Here is a 14,362-nt window from a genome sequence, read left to right as displayed (position 1 = left end):
AGCCAGTCGACTCACGCAGGAGGTGCCTCGGATGACCCCGGCACTGACCACCTCGGCGGACGCCCCGAGCGCCGACGCCCACGGCGGCGCGCCCGCCGTCCGGATCTCGCACGTGCACAAGTCCTTCGGCCGCCCCGGCGCGCAGACCCACGTCCTGGACGACATCACCCTCGACGTCACGCCCGGCGAGTTCGTCACCCTGCTCGGCGCCTCGGGCTGCGGCAAGTCCACCCTGCTCAACCTGGTCGCCGGCCTCGACAAGCCCACCGCCGGCAGCATCGAGGTGTCCGGCGGCCGCCCGGCCCTGATGTTCCAGGAGCACGCGCTGTTCCCCTGGCTCACCGCCGGGAAGAACATCGAGCTCGCCCTCAAGCTGGCCGGCCTGCCCCGCCCCGAGCGCCGCCCCGAGGCCGAGCGGCTGCTCGAACTCGTCCGCCTGAAGGGCGCGTACGGCAAGCGGGTGCACGAGCTGTCCGGCGGCATGCGCCAGCGCGTGGCGATGGCCCGGGCGCTCGCCCAGGGCAGCAAGGTCCTGCTGATGGACGAGCCGTTCGCCGCGCTCGACGCCATCACCCGGGACGTCCTGCACGACGAGATCACCCGGATCTGGTCCGAGCGGCAGCTGTCCGTCCTCTTCGTCACCCACAACGTGCGCGAGGCCGTACGGCTGGCCCAGCGGGTCGTCCTGCTCTCCTCCCGCCCCGGCCGGGTCGCCCGCGAGTGGCGGATCGACCTGCCGCAGCCGCGCCGCATCGAGTCCGCGGGCGTCGCCGACCTGTCCATCGAGATCACCGAAGAACTGCGTGGGGAGATCCGTCGCCATGGCCAGCACTGACACCACCCCCGTCCTGGACAAGGCGGCCGCGCCCGGCACCGACACCGCCGACGTCGGCGCCGGCCTGGACGCCCTCGACGCCGTCGCCGCCCAGCGCGGCAGCCTCGGCGAGGCGCTGCGCAGCAAGGCGCTGCCGCCCCTGATCGGCGTGCTCGTGGTGCTCGCGCTGTGGCAGGGGGCGTACAGCCTGCACCTCACCTCCTCGTACAAGCTGCCCAGCCCGGCGGACGTCTGGCGCTCCGCGCAGGACCTCTGGTACCAGGGCACGCTGCTCTCGATCATCTGGACCAGCGTGTGGCGCGGCCTGTCCGGCTTCCTGCTCGCCGTGGTCATCGGCACTCCGATCGGGCTGGTGGTCGCCCGGGTCCGGCCGGTGCGCACCGCGATCGGGCCGGTCCTGCAGGGCCTGCAGTCGCTGCCCTCGGTGGCCTGGGTGCCGGCCGCGGTCATCTGGCTCGGCATCAACGACTCGATGATGTACGCGGTGATCCTGCTCGGGGCCGTCCCGTCGATAGCCAACGGGCTGGTCGCCGGCATCGACCAGGTGCCGCCGCTGTTCCTGCGGGCCGGGCGCACCATCGGCGCCACCGGCCTGTCCGGCGCCCGGCACGTGCTGATCCCGGCCGCGCTGCCCGGCTACCTGGCCGGGCTCAAGCAGGGCTGGGCGTTCTCCTGGCGCTCGCTGATGGCCGCCGAGCTGGTCGCCTCCTCCCCCGAACTGGGCCGCGGGCTGGGCCGGTTCCTGGAGGACCAGCGCGAGTTCTCCGACATGTCCGGGGTGCTGCTCGGCATCGTCCTGATCCTGTTCGTCGGTATCGCCATCGAGCTGCTGGTGTTCACCCCGGTCGAGCGCCGGGTGCTGCGCAACCGCGGTCTGCTGGCCACCGGCAAGTGAGGTACCGCTGATGCCCGCCCTCCTCCTCATCGCCCACGGCAGTCGCGACCCGCGCCACGCCGCGACCGTGGCCGCGCTCGTCGAGGAGGTGCGGGCGCAGCGGCCCGGCATCGAGGTCGCCACCGCCTACCTGGACCACTGCGCGCCGCGGATCCCGCAGGTGCTCGGACGGCTCGCGGACGCGGTGGCCGTCCCGCTGCTGCTCAACCGGGCCTTCCACGCCAAGCACGACATCCCCGCCGCCCTGCGCGCCGCCGGCTCCCGCCTGCCGGTCGCGGACGTACTCGGTCCGTCTCCGCTGCTGCTCGCCGCCCTGGACCGCCGCCTCGCCGAGGCCGGGCTGGACACCGGCTCCCCCGCCGTCCGCGCCCGCACCGGCGTGGTGCTCGCCGCCGCGGGCTCCTCCGACCCGGCCGCCGACGCCGCGACCCGCGCGGTGGCCGCCGAGTGGCGGCGCACCCGGGGCTGGGCCGGCGTCGAGGTCGCCTACGCCTCCGCAACCGGGCCCCGCGTCCCGGACGCCCTCGCGGCCCTGCGCGCCGCGGGCGCCACCCGCACGGCGGTCGCCCCCTACCTGCTCGCCCCCGGTCTCCTGCCGGACCGCATCGCGGCGTCGTCGACCGGGGCGGACACCGTGGCCGACCCCCTGGGCCCCACCCCCGAACTGGCCACCCTGCTGCTGCGGCGCTACGACGAGGCCCGCCACGCGGCACCGGCGGTTCCGGCGCTCACGGCCTGAGCGAGGAGCCCTCGGTCACGTGCGGTCCGGGGTGCCGTGCTCGCCGAGGTCATGGCTCCGGAACGACCCGGGCAGGCCGGGCGGGCCGCCGATCCGGCCGGACATGCGCACAACCCGGCTCCCCCACGCAAAGGGGGAGCCGGGCCGTGGTCTGCTTCGATCCTCGGCCGGTCAGATCCGGCGGAGGGTGAAGGTGTCCGTCGGGTGGCCCGAGGAGGCCTCGGCGAGACCGCCGGAGAGCTGGTAGAGGCTGCCCGCCGGGCCGGCGACGGGGGCGGTGGGGGTGCGGTCGGCGGAGGGGCGGACGGCGGTCAGCCGGGCGGTGCGCCAGTGGTCGTCGGAGCGCAGTTCGACCTCGGCGTCGCGGCCGACCCCGAAGAGGGCGTTGGTGACGCCCGCGATCGAGCCGTCCGGGCGGCCGAGCAGGCCGTCGAGGTGGAGCAGGGACGCGCCGCCGGCCACCTCGACGCGCCGCACGGCGGCCGGGTTCCGCAGCGGGACCTGCCACAGCGTGCCGTCGTCCCACTTGCCGATGACCAGGCGCCCCTCCCGGAGGACGATCCCGTTGAGGCCGTACGACCCGGGGGCGGGGGCCAGGCGCGGGTCGCGCAGCAGGACGGAGGCGGTGCCGTCCGGCGTCACCCGGTAGACGACCGGGGCGAAGGAGTCGGTGACGTACGCGGTGCCGTCGGGGCCGACCGCGATGTCGTTGGCCAGGTGGCTGCCGCCGTCTCCGGCGACGGCGGCGAGGTCGGTGTAGAAGACGCGGCGGCCGGTGTCCAGGTCGTAGGCGCCGATCCCGGCGATCCTCCCCTGGGTCGCGGCGCTGCTGCGCTCGCCGATGCCGTTGTCGAGGTCGGTGACCAGGACGCGGCGGTGGACGGGGTCGATCCGCAGCCCGGCGATCTCGGTCAGCGCGGGGTCCTGCACCAGGGTCCGCACGCTGCCGTCGGTGCCGACGGCGGTGACGGTGCCGTGCCGCAGCGAGCCGAGCAGGAAGCGGTGGTGGGAGGCGTCCCAGACGCCCGCCTCGGGCACCAGGGTGGGCGCGTGGCCGGTGATGACGGCCGGGGTGGGGCAGTCGGCGGCCGCCGCGGCGGGCAGCGTGCCGGCCGTACCGAGGAGAGCGGTGAATACGGCCGCGACCAGGGTGCGGCGGAGAGTACGGTGCTGACGGTTGCTCATCGGAATTCCTCTGCGCGTGCGATCCGTTGACGTGACCAAGCCTCGCGCGGACGGGCGGGCCGCAGCAGTGCGTGGGGATACTGGTAGTTCGACTACCAGTCAGGACGGGGGGACGTGGTGGACATGGTCGACGTGGACGACGCCCGGGAGCGCCGCACGGCGCTGTCGAGCTTCCTGCGCAGCCGCCGGGCGAGGGTGACGCCGCAGGACGTCGGGCTGGCGCCGGGGGTGCGGCGGCGCACGCCCGGACTGCGGCGGGAGGAGCTGGCGCTGCTCGCCGGGGTGGGGGTGACCTGGTACACGTGGCTGGAGCAGGGGCGGGACATCCACCCGTCGCCGGAGGTGCTGGCGAGCCTCGCCCGGACGCTGCGGCTGGACCGGGCGGAGACGGCGTACCTGTTCCGGCTGGCGGGCAGCCACCCGCGGGACGGCGAGGTGGCCGCGCCGGGGGACGTGCCGCTCCCGCTGCTGCGGCTGATGCACGCGCAGTGGCCGGCACCGGCCTTCGTGATGGACGCCAACTGGGACGTCCGGGCCTGGAACCCCGGCGCTGACGCCCTGTTCGGCCTGAGCGGCCGCCCGCCGGAGGGGTGCAACCTGGTCTGGGTGGTGTTCGGCAACCGGGTGCACCGGGCCCGGCTGGAGCACTGGGAGGAGCACGCCCGCCGCCTTCTGGCGCAGCTGCGCTCCGCCTACGCCGAGCGCGGCGGGGAGGCGACGGCCGTCGGGCGCCGACTGGCCCGGATGATCCAGCAGGTGCGCGACGCGCACCCGGAGGCGGACCGCTGGCTGGACGAGCACCAGGTGGCGGAGCGCACCGGCACGCAGAAGGTCATCCACCACGAGGAGGTGGGCGTGCTGCGGATCGACCAGCACGTGCTGCTGGCGGCCGAGGGCCTGCAGCTGGTCGTGCTGGCCCCGCGCGACGCCGAGACGGAGGAGCGGCTGCGCGCCCTGGCCCCGTCCCCGGCGGTCGCGGTGGCGACGGGCTGACGGCACACACGCCTCGGGCCCCTGCGTGTGCAGGGGCCCGAGGCGTGTGCGGTACGTCAGTCGAACGTGCGGCGCTGGCGCCCGGTTCCGTAGTTGGAGCCGGACTTGGAGCCGCTGCCGGGCTTGGCGCGCCCGGCGGAGCGGCCGATGAAGCCGGCCGCCTGCGGGCGGTCGCCCTGGGCGGCGGCGCCCATCCGCTGCTTGGGGCGGGGGCGGCGCGGGTTGCCGTTCATGTCGACGTCGGTGGGCAGCCCGGAGCGCTTGCCGGGGCGGCGGCGCGGGGCGCCGGACTTGGCGCCGCCCGGCTTCTCCTCGGTCGGAGCCGCCGAGGCGGCCTGGACCACCGGCACGGCCAGGGTGACCGGGACGCCGCTCGGCGTGCGGGCGCCGGTGATCCGGGCCAGGTCGGCGTCGCCGGGGCGGATCTTGGTGACGGTCGGGCGGATGCCGGCCACCGTCATCAGCCGGTTGACCTCGCGGCGCTGCTCGGGCAGCACGAGGGTGACGACCGTACCGGACTCGCCGGCCCGGGCGGTGCGGCCGCCGCGGTGCAGGTAGTCCTTGTGGTCGACCGGCGGGTCGACGTTGACGACGAGGTCCAGGCCGTCGATGTGGATGCCGCGCGCGGCGACGTTGGTGGCGATCAGCGCGGAGACGTGGCCGTCACGGAACTGGTCGAGGACCCGGTTGCGCTGCGGCTGGGACTTGCCGCCGTGCAGGGCGGCGGCCTTCACGCCGTTGGCGAGCAGCTGCTTGGCGAGCCGGTCGGCGCCGTGCTTGGTGTGCACGAACATGATCACGCGGCCGTCGCGGGAGGCGATGTGCGCGGTGGCGGACGCCTTGTCGGTCGGGTCGAGCTGGAGGACGTGGTGGTCCATGGTGGTGACCGCGCCGGCCGACGGGTCGACCGAGTGGGTCACCGGGTCGTTCAGGAAGCGCTTGACCAGCCGGTCGACGTTGCGGTCCAGGGTGGCGGAGAACAGCATCCGCTGTCCGCCCTCGGCGACCTGCTCCAGCAGCTTGGTGACCTGCGGCAGGAAGCCCATGTCGGCCATCTGGTCGGCCTCGTCCAGGACGGTGATCGCCACGTCGGAGAGGTTGACGTCGCCGCGCCCGATCAGGTCGTCCAGTCGGCCCGGGGTGGCGACCAGGACCTCGGTGCCGCGGCGCACCGCGTTGGCCTGCCGGTTGATCGACATGCCGCCGACGACGGTGGTGATCCGCAGGTTGACGGCGGTCGCGTACGGGGTGAGCGCCTCGGTGACCTGCTGGGCCAGCTCGCGGGTGGGCACCAGGACGAGCGCCAGCGGGTGCCGGGCGACGGCGCGGCTCCCGGCGGTGCGGGCGAGCAGCGGCAGGCCGAAGGCCAGGGTCTTGCCGGAGCCGGTGCGGCCGCGGCCTAGCACGTCGCGGCCGGCGATCGAGTCGGGCAGCGTGGCGCCCTGGATCGGGAACGGCTCGGTGACGCCCTCGCGGGTGAGCGCGGCGAGGATGCCCTTCGGCAGGTCGAGCTCGGCGAAGGTGGCCGCCGGGGGGCGGGACGGGGTGCCCTGGACGACGGTGAAGTCGGTGGCCTCGGGCACGGCGGTGCGGGTCTGCTTGGGGGCGCCCTGCTTGGGGGACGCGCCGCGGCTGCGCGGCTTGCGCGGGCGCTCGCCGCCCGCGGCCCGGCGGGCCTGGTCGGTGCCGCGGGCGCTGCGGTCGGTGCTGCGGGGGCCGCGGTCGCGCGGCGGGCGGGCAGGGGTGGTCACGGGATCTCCGTCCGTCGGTCGGCAGCCCGCGCTGCGGGCTGGTCGGCCGTCGGAAAGGATTTCGCCGCCCCGGCCGTACGGCGGCATGAGCGGGGGCCCGCACCGTGCGGTGCGGGCCCCCGCTTCGCGATGATCGCGAGTCAGCGTGGAGGCTGACGTCAGCCGATGATCTGGATGTTCTCGGCCTGCGGGCCCTTCTGGCCCTGGGTCACGTCGAACTCGACCTTCTGGCCCTCGAACAGCTCACGGAAGCCCTGAGCCTGGATGTTCGAGTAGTGGGCGAAGACGTCAGCGCCGCCACCATCCTGCTCGATGAAGCCGAAGCCCTTTTCGCTGTTGAACCACTTCACGGTGCCGGTAGCCATAACCGTCTCCTCATACTGGGGCATCAGGGATCCACACCTCGTGAATCCCCAAGTAGCCGCGATCCCCATCCGGAGACTGAAACACCGGACAAAACAAATGCGCCTGTTGGTTGGAACCAGCAGGCGCACATACACGTTCATGGGAACCAAAACTGCAACTGACTCGACTGTAGCACGGTGCCACCCCGAGCGACCGGGGATTTTCCGCTGAACAGATCACGTTTGGCGCCCCCGGCAAACGGGCAGGCGGCGCCCCGCCGAAGCGGGGCGCCGCCTGTGGCCCGGCCCGGGACCGACCCGGGCCGGATCGGGATCAGCGCCGGCCGGCCGGCTCCGGCACGCCGTGCGCGCCCGCCAGCGGGGCCGGACCCTCGCCGTGGCCGTGGCCGGGGTCGGCGCCGTGGCCGGGCCACCAGGCCTTGTTGCCGATCAGCGCGGTGAGCGCCGGGGTGAAGAACATCGCCATCACGAAGGCCGCCAGGATGATGCCGAAGGCCATCGCGAAGCCGAACTCCAGCATGAAGACGTTGCCCGCGAGCATGAAGGTCGCGAACGACGCCGCCAGGATGAAGCCGGCCGCCGCAACGGTCGGGCCGCCGTGGCGCAGTGCCTCGCGCGCCGCGTCACGCGGGCTGCGGCCCTCCCGGGCCTCCTCGCGGAGGCGGGCGATGATCAGGATGTTGTAGTCGGTGCCGATCGCCACCACGAAGAGGTAGATGAGGATCGGCAGCATGAACATCAGGCCGGTCTCGCCGCCGATGTTCTGGAAGAGCAGCGTGGTGGCGCCGAGGGTGGCGGTGAAGCCGAGGCCCACCGAGGCCATCAGGTACCAGGGGGCGACCACGCTGCGCAGCTGCAGGGCGAGGATGAGCAGGATCAGCAGACCCGCGATCGGGAAGACCAGCTTGTAGTCGTGGCTCATCGCGAGGTTGATGTCCTTGTAGACGGCGGTCAGGCCGCCGACCTTCGCCGAGGTCCCTGCCGGCACCTGGTCGTGCGCGACCTCCCGGAGCTGCGTGAGGGTGTCGATCGCCTCGTTGCTGTCCGGCTTGTGGGTGAGCATGACGGTGAAGTCGGCCGTCACGCCGTCCGCGCTGAGCTGGGGCTTCGGCGCGGCCTGGGCCACTCCGGGCACCCCGCCGAGCTTGGCGGCGTAGGACTCGAACGCCCCCGGGTCGAGCTTGGCGCCGCTGGTGTTGGTCAGGTAGACGTGGGTCGGGTCGGCCGCACCGGCGGAGAAGCCGTTGATCATCTTGTCCTGGACGACCATCGACTCCTTCTCCTTGGGCATGGAGCTGCCCGCCAGGTCGAAGGTGCCGTTGTAGCTCAGGGCGCCGGCGGACAGCGCCAGCAGCACGCCGCCGGAGGCGATCGCGACCACGGCCGGGCGCTTCTGCACCATCCGGCCGAGCGCGGCGAAACGCGCGTCGTTCGGCTCCCGCATCCACTTCTTGCCGGGCCAGAACACGGCACGGGCCGGGATGACCGCGAGCAGCGCGGGGGCCAGGGTGAGCGAGGCGAAGGCGGTGACCACGACGGCGATGGCCAGGGCGGGGCCGAGGGCCTTGAACATGCCCAGGCTGGAGAGGATCAGCACGGCGAACGCGACGGTGACGGCGCCGGCGGCCGAGGCGATCGCCTCGCCGACCCGCCCGACCGCGTTGGCCACGGCCTCCTTGCGGTCGTCACCGGCCCGCAGCCGCTCGCGGTAGCGGAACGCCAGGAAGAGGAAGTAGTCCGTGCCGACACCGAGCACGACGACGATCAGGATCGCCGAGAGGACGGGGGTGGTCTCGAGGCCGAAGGCCTTGGTGGCGTAGTTGATCAGGCCGTTTGCGGTCGGCATGGCGACCACGAGCGAGACCAGGAGCGGCAGGATGCCGGCCAGGATGCTCCGGAAGATCAGCCCGACGATGATCGCGACCAGGACGATCGTCGCCATCCCGATGAGGGCGTCGGCCGAGCCGGAGGCCTCCTGCTGGTCCAGCGACTGTGCGGCGGCGCCGCCGAGCTGGAACTTGACGTTGGTGCCCGAGGCGAGTGCCTTGCCCTCCTCGCGGAGCTGCTTGGCGACATCCCCGAACGCCTTGGGGTCCTGCTGCTTGGTCTTGTCGATGGCTATCGGGGCGAGCGCGTACTTGCCGTCCTTGGACGTGGTCTGCTCACCGACCGGGATGATCTTCTCGACGGCCTCGATCTTCTTGTCCGTGAGGCCCTGGACGATCTTGGCCATCGCGGCCTTGTCGTCGCTGTTCAGCGGGCCACCGTCGTTGCGCTCGAAGAGCGCCAGCGCGGACGGCGTGAAGCTGGACGGGAACGCCTGCTCCTGGAGCTGCGCCGCCTGGATGGACTCGTAGTGCTTGGGCAGGAATGCGGATTCGTCCGTCTGGGAGGTGACCTTCGGCGCCGTCGCGACGATGGCGATCATCGCGACGACCCACGCGGCGATCACCCACCACGCACGGCGAACGACGAAGTGTCCTAGTCGGTGGAACATGCTCGATGCCTCCTGGGCATGGTTCACCGCAGCCCTGAGGGGGACGGGGCACTGGGCGACGGCAGGACCGGTCCGGGCATGCACGCAGGCATGCCCTTGCCGGTCGGCAGGTAAGTGGCTTGGGGCATCATCTTACGAGTACTTGCTTGCCGCCCGGCAAGGAGCCCCCGTATTCCAACCCCCGTGCGGGGCCCCCCGAAACGGCCCCGACCCAGTTTCTCCCGAGCGCAACCCCGTTGACCTCGTGCTCCGGGTGGAGTCTCCTCCCCCTCAGGGTGGAGTTGCGTCCCCTACCCCCTAGGTGGAGTTCTCGGGGTCGGGGGGTAGGGAAAACCCCACCCCGCCCCCGAGGAGAGCACCAGGGAGCGGTCACCCGCCAGCCGGATTACCGCTCAATCGCCGCTTCCCTACTGTCGGTTGGGCGCCGGTCCGCACCCGGCGCGCAGCGGCCGGCGGTACCCGTGACCAGGGAGCCGCCGCCCGCTCCCGTCCGGCGACGAACGCCGCTCTCCCAGGGGGGACCTCCCGTGAAGCCCGTGCAGAACAGCCCAGCGAAGAACAGACCCGCGCAGCCCGGAGCAGCGCGGGCCGGACTCGGCATGGCCGCCGCGATGGGCGCCTGGAGCGCCCGGCACCGGAAGACCGCCGTCTTCGGCTGGCTGCTCTTCGTCGTGCTGGCCACCGTCCTCGGCGGCATGCACGGCAGCACCAAGGTGACCGAGGCCGAGTCGATGCCCGGGCAGGTCGCCCGGGCCGCGCGGATCCTCGACGAGGCCGGGCTGAAGAGCCCGTCCGGCGAGACCGTCCTGGTCCAGAGCGCCACCCGCAGCGCCGACGACCCCGACTTCCGGGCCGCCGTCGGCCAGGTGGTCGCCGCCGTCGACGGCACCGGCAGGGCCGCCGAGGTCCGCTCGCCGTACGACACCAAGGCGGTCTCCCGGGACGGCCACTCCGTGCTCGTCCTGGTGACGCTCAAGGGCGACCGGGACGAGGCGCTCGCGGGCGTCCAGAGCGTGATGGACGCGGTGGCCGGCGTGCAGCGGAAGAACCCCGGGCTGACCGTGGTCGAGCTCGGCGACGCCAGCTCCGGCAAGTGGATCCAGGACCAGTTCAAGGACGACTTCGCCCGCGCCGAGTGGACGGCCGTGCCGCTCGCCCTCGGCATCCTGCTGATCGCCTTCGGCGCGCTGGTCGCCGCCGTGCTGCCGGTGGTGCTCGCGCTCACCGCCTTCGTCGCGGCCGGCGGGCTGGTCGCGCTGAGCAGCGGCCTGCTGCACACCAGCAACGACGCCGGCTCGGTGATGCTGCTGGTCGGCCTCGCCGTCGGCGTCGACTACTGCCTCTTCTACCTGCGCCGCGAGCGCGAGGAGCGGGCCGCCGGGCGCGACGCGCGGACCTCGCTGGCGGTGGCCGCCGCCACCAGCGGCCGGGCGGTGCTGGTCTCCGGCGTCACCGTGGTGGTCGCCATGGCCGGCATGTTCCTCACCGGGATCGCCGACTTCCGGGCGATGGCCTTCGCCACCATCGTGGTCGTGGTCACCGCCGTGCTCGGCTCGCTCACCGTGCTGCCCGCCCTGCTGTCGATGCTCGGCGACCGGGTCGACAAGGGCCGGGTGCCCCTCCTCGCCAAGCTCCGCCGCCCGGACGCCGCGGGCCCTGGCGGACGCTTCTGGAACGCGTTGCTGACCCCGGTGCTGCGCCGCCCGCTGGCCGCCACCGTACTCGCCGGGGCCTTCCTGCTCGCCCTGGCCGCGCCGCTGCTCACCATGCACACCGCCAACCTGACCTTCCGCCAGCAGCTGCCCGCGGGCAACCCGCTGGTCGCCGCCTCGCAGAAGATCGAGGCCGCCTTCCCCGGCAGCCCGGCCCCGGCCACCGTCGTCATCAAGGCCGCCGACATCGACTCCCCCGCGATGACCGCCGCGATCGCCGACCTCAAGGCGAAGGCACTGGCCAGTGGGCGGATGCACGGCCCGGTGGAGGTCGCCGTGCACGCCGACCGGAACGTCGCCACCGTCGACATCCCGCTCAACGGCACCGGCAACAACGCCACCAGCAACGACGCGCTGAAGACCCTGCGTGAGGACCTGGTGCCCTCGACCGTCCTCAAGGTGCCCGGCACGGAGGCCCCGGTCACCGGGCGCACCGCCGGCTCGTACGACTTCAACGCCAGGATGACCGGTTCGATGCCGCTGGTCCTCGGCTTCGTGGTCGCCTTCGCCTTCCTGCTGATGCTCACCTCCTTCCGCTCGATCGCCGTGGCCGGCACCGCCGTGGTGCTCAACCTGCTCTCGGTGGGCGCCGCGTACGGGGTGCTGACGCTGGTCTTCCAGCACGGCGTGGGCGCCTCGCTGCTGGGCACCGCCGGGGTCGGCGCGGTGGAGTCCTGGGTGCCGCTGTTCCTCTTCGTGATCCTCTTCGGGCTCTCGATGGACTACCACGTGTTCGTGGTCTCCCGGATCAAGGAGGGCCACGACCGCGGGCTGCCGACCCGGACCGCGATCGCCCACGGCATCCGCTCCACGGCCGGGGTGGTCACCAGCGCCGCGGTGATCATGGTGGCGGTGTTCGCGGTGTTCGGCACCCTGTCCATGCAGGCGATGAAGCAGATGGGCGTGGGCCTGGCGGTGGCGGTGCTGATCGACGCGACGGTGATCCGCGCGGTGCTGCTGCCCTCGGTGATGAGCCTGCTCGGCGACCGCAACTGGTACCTGCCGCGCTGGCTGCACTGGCTGCCGGACCTCTCGCACGGCGAGTCCGTCCCGCCGCTCGGCGCCGCGAGCACCCTGCACGGGCAGCCCGCCGCCCCCGCCCCCGCTCCCGCCCTCGCCCTCGCGGCCGAGGGGGCACGGCACCGGCGGGTCGAGGTCTGAGCCGCCGGACCGGCTGACCCGTCGGACGCCGGCGACGCGGACGACGCCGGGCCCCGCAGCGCGCGGGGCCCGGCGTCCGTGCGTCATGATGATCACCGTCCGGGGCCTCCCGGGTGACCACCGCCGGAACGGAGCCCAGTCATGATCCCCTTCGACGAGGGCCGCGCCCGGCTGCTGCTCGCCCACGCCTGCGAGTCCGCCGGACTGCCCGGCCCCGGTGACGCCCGGCTGCTCGCGCTCGGCGAGAACGCCGTCTTCGACCTCGGCGACCCGGCCGTGGTCGCCAAGGTCGGCCGCGGCCCCGAACTGTACGACCGGGCGCACCGCGAGCTGACCGTCGCCCACTGGCTGGCCGGCCAGGGCGTCCCGGTGGTGCACCCGTACGACGCGGTGGCGCCCGAGCCGCAGCTGGCCGACGGGCACCCGGTCACCTTCTGGCACCGGCTCGCCCCCGCCGTCCGCCCCGCCCGCCCGGTCGACCTCGCCCCGCTGCTGCGCACCCTGCACCGGCTGCCGGTGCCGCCCGTGCCGCTCGGCCGGCGCGACCTGCTGGCCCCGGTCGAGCGCTGGCTGGCCTCCGCCGAGGGGCACGTCGACCCCGCGGACGTCGCCTTCCTGCGCCACCGCCGGGACGCCTTCGAGGCCGCCCTGCCCGACCTCGCCCCGCGGCTGCACCCCGGCGTGATCCACGGCGACGCGCTGCCGCGCAACGTCCACGTCGGCCCGGACGGGCCGGTCCTGCTCGACCTCGAGTTCGTCGCCAACGACCTGCGCGAGCACGACCTGGTGGTCCTCGCCCTCGCCCACGACCGCTACGGCGTGCCCGGCGAGGAGTACCGCGCGTTCACCGAGGCGTACGGCTGGGACGTGCGCGAGTGGCCCGGCTTCACGGTGCTGCGCGGCGCCCGGGAGACCGCCAGCGCCTCCTGGGTGGCGCAGCAGGCGGCGAGCAACCCGGCCGCGCAGGCGGAGTTCCGGCGGCGGGTCGACTCGCTGCGGGACGGCGCCACCGAGGTGCGCTGGTACCCGTTCTGACGGGGTCCGCTACCGCCGTCGGCGGGCGGACGCCAGCCGGGGCGGGTGTGAGAAGAGTCTTGGCGGGCAGGGGTCCGGCGCGCAACCGGGGCACGTACGGTGGGCGTCCTATCGGACAGTCATCCCGGCCCGAGGGATCGGCACCGCACTCGCGCCCCAGGAGCCGCCGCCATGCACCGGACCGCCCGCCGCCCCTCCGCCCCGACCCCGTCCCGCTCCCGGCGTCGACTGATCGCGGGCTGCGTGGCGGTGGCCGCCGTCCTGGGGCTGACCGCGTGCGGGACCGCCAGCGGAGCCCTGCAGTCGCCGAGCACCGCGGCCCGGCCGCCGGTCGCCGCGCAGCCGAGCGGGACGGCGGCGGCCACCATCGCGCCGGCGCCCGGCTCCGACGGGATGCCGCCCGCCCCGGGGGGCTCGTCCCCGTCCGTCCGGTCCGCCGCGTCCTCCCCGGCCGTCCCGGTGAAGCCGCGCACGCCCAAGGCGCCGGACTCCTCCTCCCCCGGCGCGCCGTCCTCCCCCGCGGCGTCCACCCCGCCGTCCGCACCGCCCACCACCCCGCCCGGGCACCCCGGGGCGGGCGCGGTGATCGGCACCGCCGCCTCCGGCGGCCGCACCGTCGCGCTCACCTTCGACGACGGCCCCGGCCCCGCGACCGGCCCGATCCTCGACCTGCTCGCCCAGTACCACGCCAAGGCCACCTTCTGCGAGATTGGCCAGAACGCCGCCGCCAACCCGGCCGTGGTCAAGCGCATCCTGGCCGCCGGGCACCGGCTCTGCGACCACAGCGTCCACCACCCGCAGCCCTTCGCGAAACTCCCGCACGACAAGGCCGTGTACGAGATCACCGCCGCCCGGGACATGATCGTCCAGGCCGGCGGCCCCGGCACCGAGGTCGGCTGGTTCCGCGCCCCCGGCGGCGGCTTCAACGCCGACAACGAGAACATCACCGCGGGCCTCGGGATGTCCTCGCTCGGCTGGTCCGTCGACCCGCGCGACTGGTCCCGCCCCGGCGTGCCGGCCATCGTCTCCACCGTGCAGAAGCAGCTCAAGCCGGGCGGCGTGATCCTGCTGCACGACGGCGGCGGCGACCGCGGCCAGACCGTCGCCGCACTCAGGCAGCTGCTCCCCTGGCTGGTCGCCCAGGGGTACACCTTCGACTTCCCGGCGGCCTGACGGCCTGACGGAGCATGGCCC

General features: G+C 74.1%; 11 protein-coding genes. 7 read left to right on the top strand and 4 right to left on the bottom strand.

Features of this window, described 5'->3' with window-relative positions:
* The first annotated feature begins 31 nt into the window (after window positions 1–31).
* The 3 genes from ACZ3TI_RS15300 to ACZ3TI_RS15290 are packed head-to-tail and all read left to right on the top strand — an operon-like array spanning window position 32 to window position 2,469.
* A complete protein-coding gene (locus ACZ3TI_RS15300) occupies window positions 32–835 on the top strand; it encodes an ABC transporter ATP-binding protein (RefSeq protein ID WP_465726666.1) in 804 nt (267 codons plus the stop codon).
* The gene (locus tag ACZ3TI_RS15295) at window positions 822–1,730 is read left to right on the top strand and encodes an ABC transporter permease (protein WP_465726665.1); all 909 of its coding nucleotides are present in this window, start codon (window positions 822–824) and stop codon (window positions 1,728–1,730) included. The genes ACZ3TI_RS15300 and ACZ3TI_RS15295 overlap by 14 nt, the downstream gene beginning before the upstream one ends.
* 10 nt (window positions 1,731–1,740) lie before the next feature.
* Complete coding sequence (locus ACZ3TI_RS15290; RefSeq protein WP_465726664.1) at window positions 1,741–2,469, top strand: sirohydrochlorin chelatase; 729 nt, start codon at window positions 1,741–1,743, stop codon at window positions 2,467–2,469.
* Between the two features lie 171 nt (window positions 2,470–2,640).
* Here ACZ3TI_RS15290 and ACZ3TI_RS15285 read toward each other — a convergent pair whose 3' ends face one another.
* On the bottom strand, window positions 2,641–3,654 hold the full coding sequence (locus ACZ3TI_RS15285; RefSeq protein WP_465726663.1) for a hypothetical protein: 1,014 nt from the start codon (window positions 3,652–3,654) through the stop codon (window positions 2,641–2,643).
* A gap of 123 nt (window positions 3,655–3,777) precedes the next feature.
* On the opposite strand from ACZ3TI_RS15285, the gene ACZ3TI_RS15280 reads away from it, so the two are divergent.
* The gene (locus tag ACZ3TI_RS15280) at window positions 3,778–4,647 is read left to right on the top strand and encodes a helix-turn-helix transcriptional regulator (RefSeq protein WP_465726837.1); all 870 of its coding nucleotides are present in this window, start codon (window positions 3,778–3,780) and stop codon (window positions 4,645–4,647) included.
* Between the two features lie 56 nt (window positions 4,648–4,703).
* On the opposite strand, the gene ACZ3TI_RS15275 is transcribed toward ACZ3TI_RS15280, so the two are convergent.
* From ACZ3TI_RS15275 to ACZ3TI_RS15265, 3 genes are all read right to left on the bottom strand, one after another.
* Entirely contained in the window at window positions 4,704–6,398 is a 1,695-nt protein-coding gene (locus tag ACZ3TI_RS15275) for a DEAD/DEAH box helicase (protein WP_465726662.1), read from the bottom strand.
* Between the two features lie 158 nt (window positions 6,399–6,556).
* Window positions 6,557–6,763 (bottom strand): cold-shock protein, encoded by a 207-nt coding sequence (locus ACZ3TI_RS15270; protein ID WP_030060364.1) that lies wholly within the window; start codon window positions 6,761–6,763, stop codon window positions 6,557–6,559.
* A 313-nt stretch (window positions 6,764–7,076) separates the two neighbouring features.
* Window positions 7,077–9,260, bottom strand: coding sequence for an MMPL family transporter (locus tag ACZ3TI_RS15265; RefSeq protein ID WP_465726661.1), 2,184 nt, complete (start codon window positions 9,258–9,260; stop codon window positions 7,077–7,079).
* A gap of 599 nt (window positions 9,261–9,859) precedes the next feature.
* Between ACZ3TI_RS15265 and ACZ3TI_RS15260 the strand changes: the two genes are divergently transcribed.
* The 3 genes from ACZ3TI_RS15260 to ACZ3TI_RS15250 all read left to right on the top strand — a co-directional run bounded on the left by ACZ3TI_RS15260 (window position 9,860) and on the right by ACZ3TI_RS15250 (window position 14,341).
* A complete protein-coding gene (locus tag ACZ3TI_RS15260) occupies window positions 9,860–12,133 on the top strand; it encodes an MMPL family transporter (RefSeq protein WP_465726836.1) in 2,274 nt (757 codons plus the stop codon).
* A gap of 141 nt (window positions 12,134–12,274) precedes the next feature.
* Window positions 12,275–13,168 (top strand): phosphotransferase enzyme family protein, encoded by an 894-nt coding sequence (locus tag ACZ3TI_RS15255; protein ID WP_465726660.1) that lies wholly within the window; start codon window positions 12,275–12,277, stop codon window positions 13,166–13,168.
* 171 nt (window positions 13,169–13,339) lie between these two features.
* On the top strand, window positions 13,340–14,341 hold the full coding sequence (locus tag ACZ3TI_RS15250) for a polysaccharide deacetylase family protein (RefSeq protein ID WP_465726659.1): 1,002 nt from the start codon (window positions 13,340–13,342) through the stop codon (window positions 14,339–14,341).
* The last annotated feature ends 21 nt before the right edge of the window (window positions 14,342–14,362 follow it).

It is taken from the genome of Kitasatospora sp. NPDC023120, from assembly GCF_055560835.1.
Note: the sequence above shows the minus strand (reverse complement) of the source record. Positions and strands in the feature narration are given on the sequence as shown.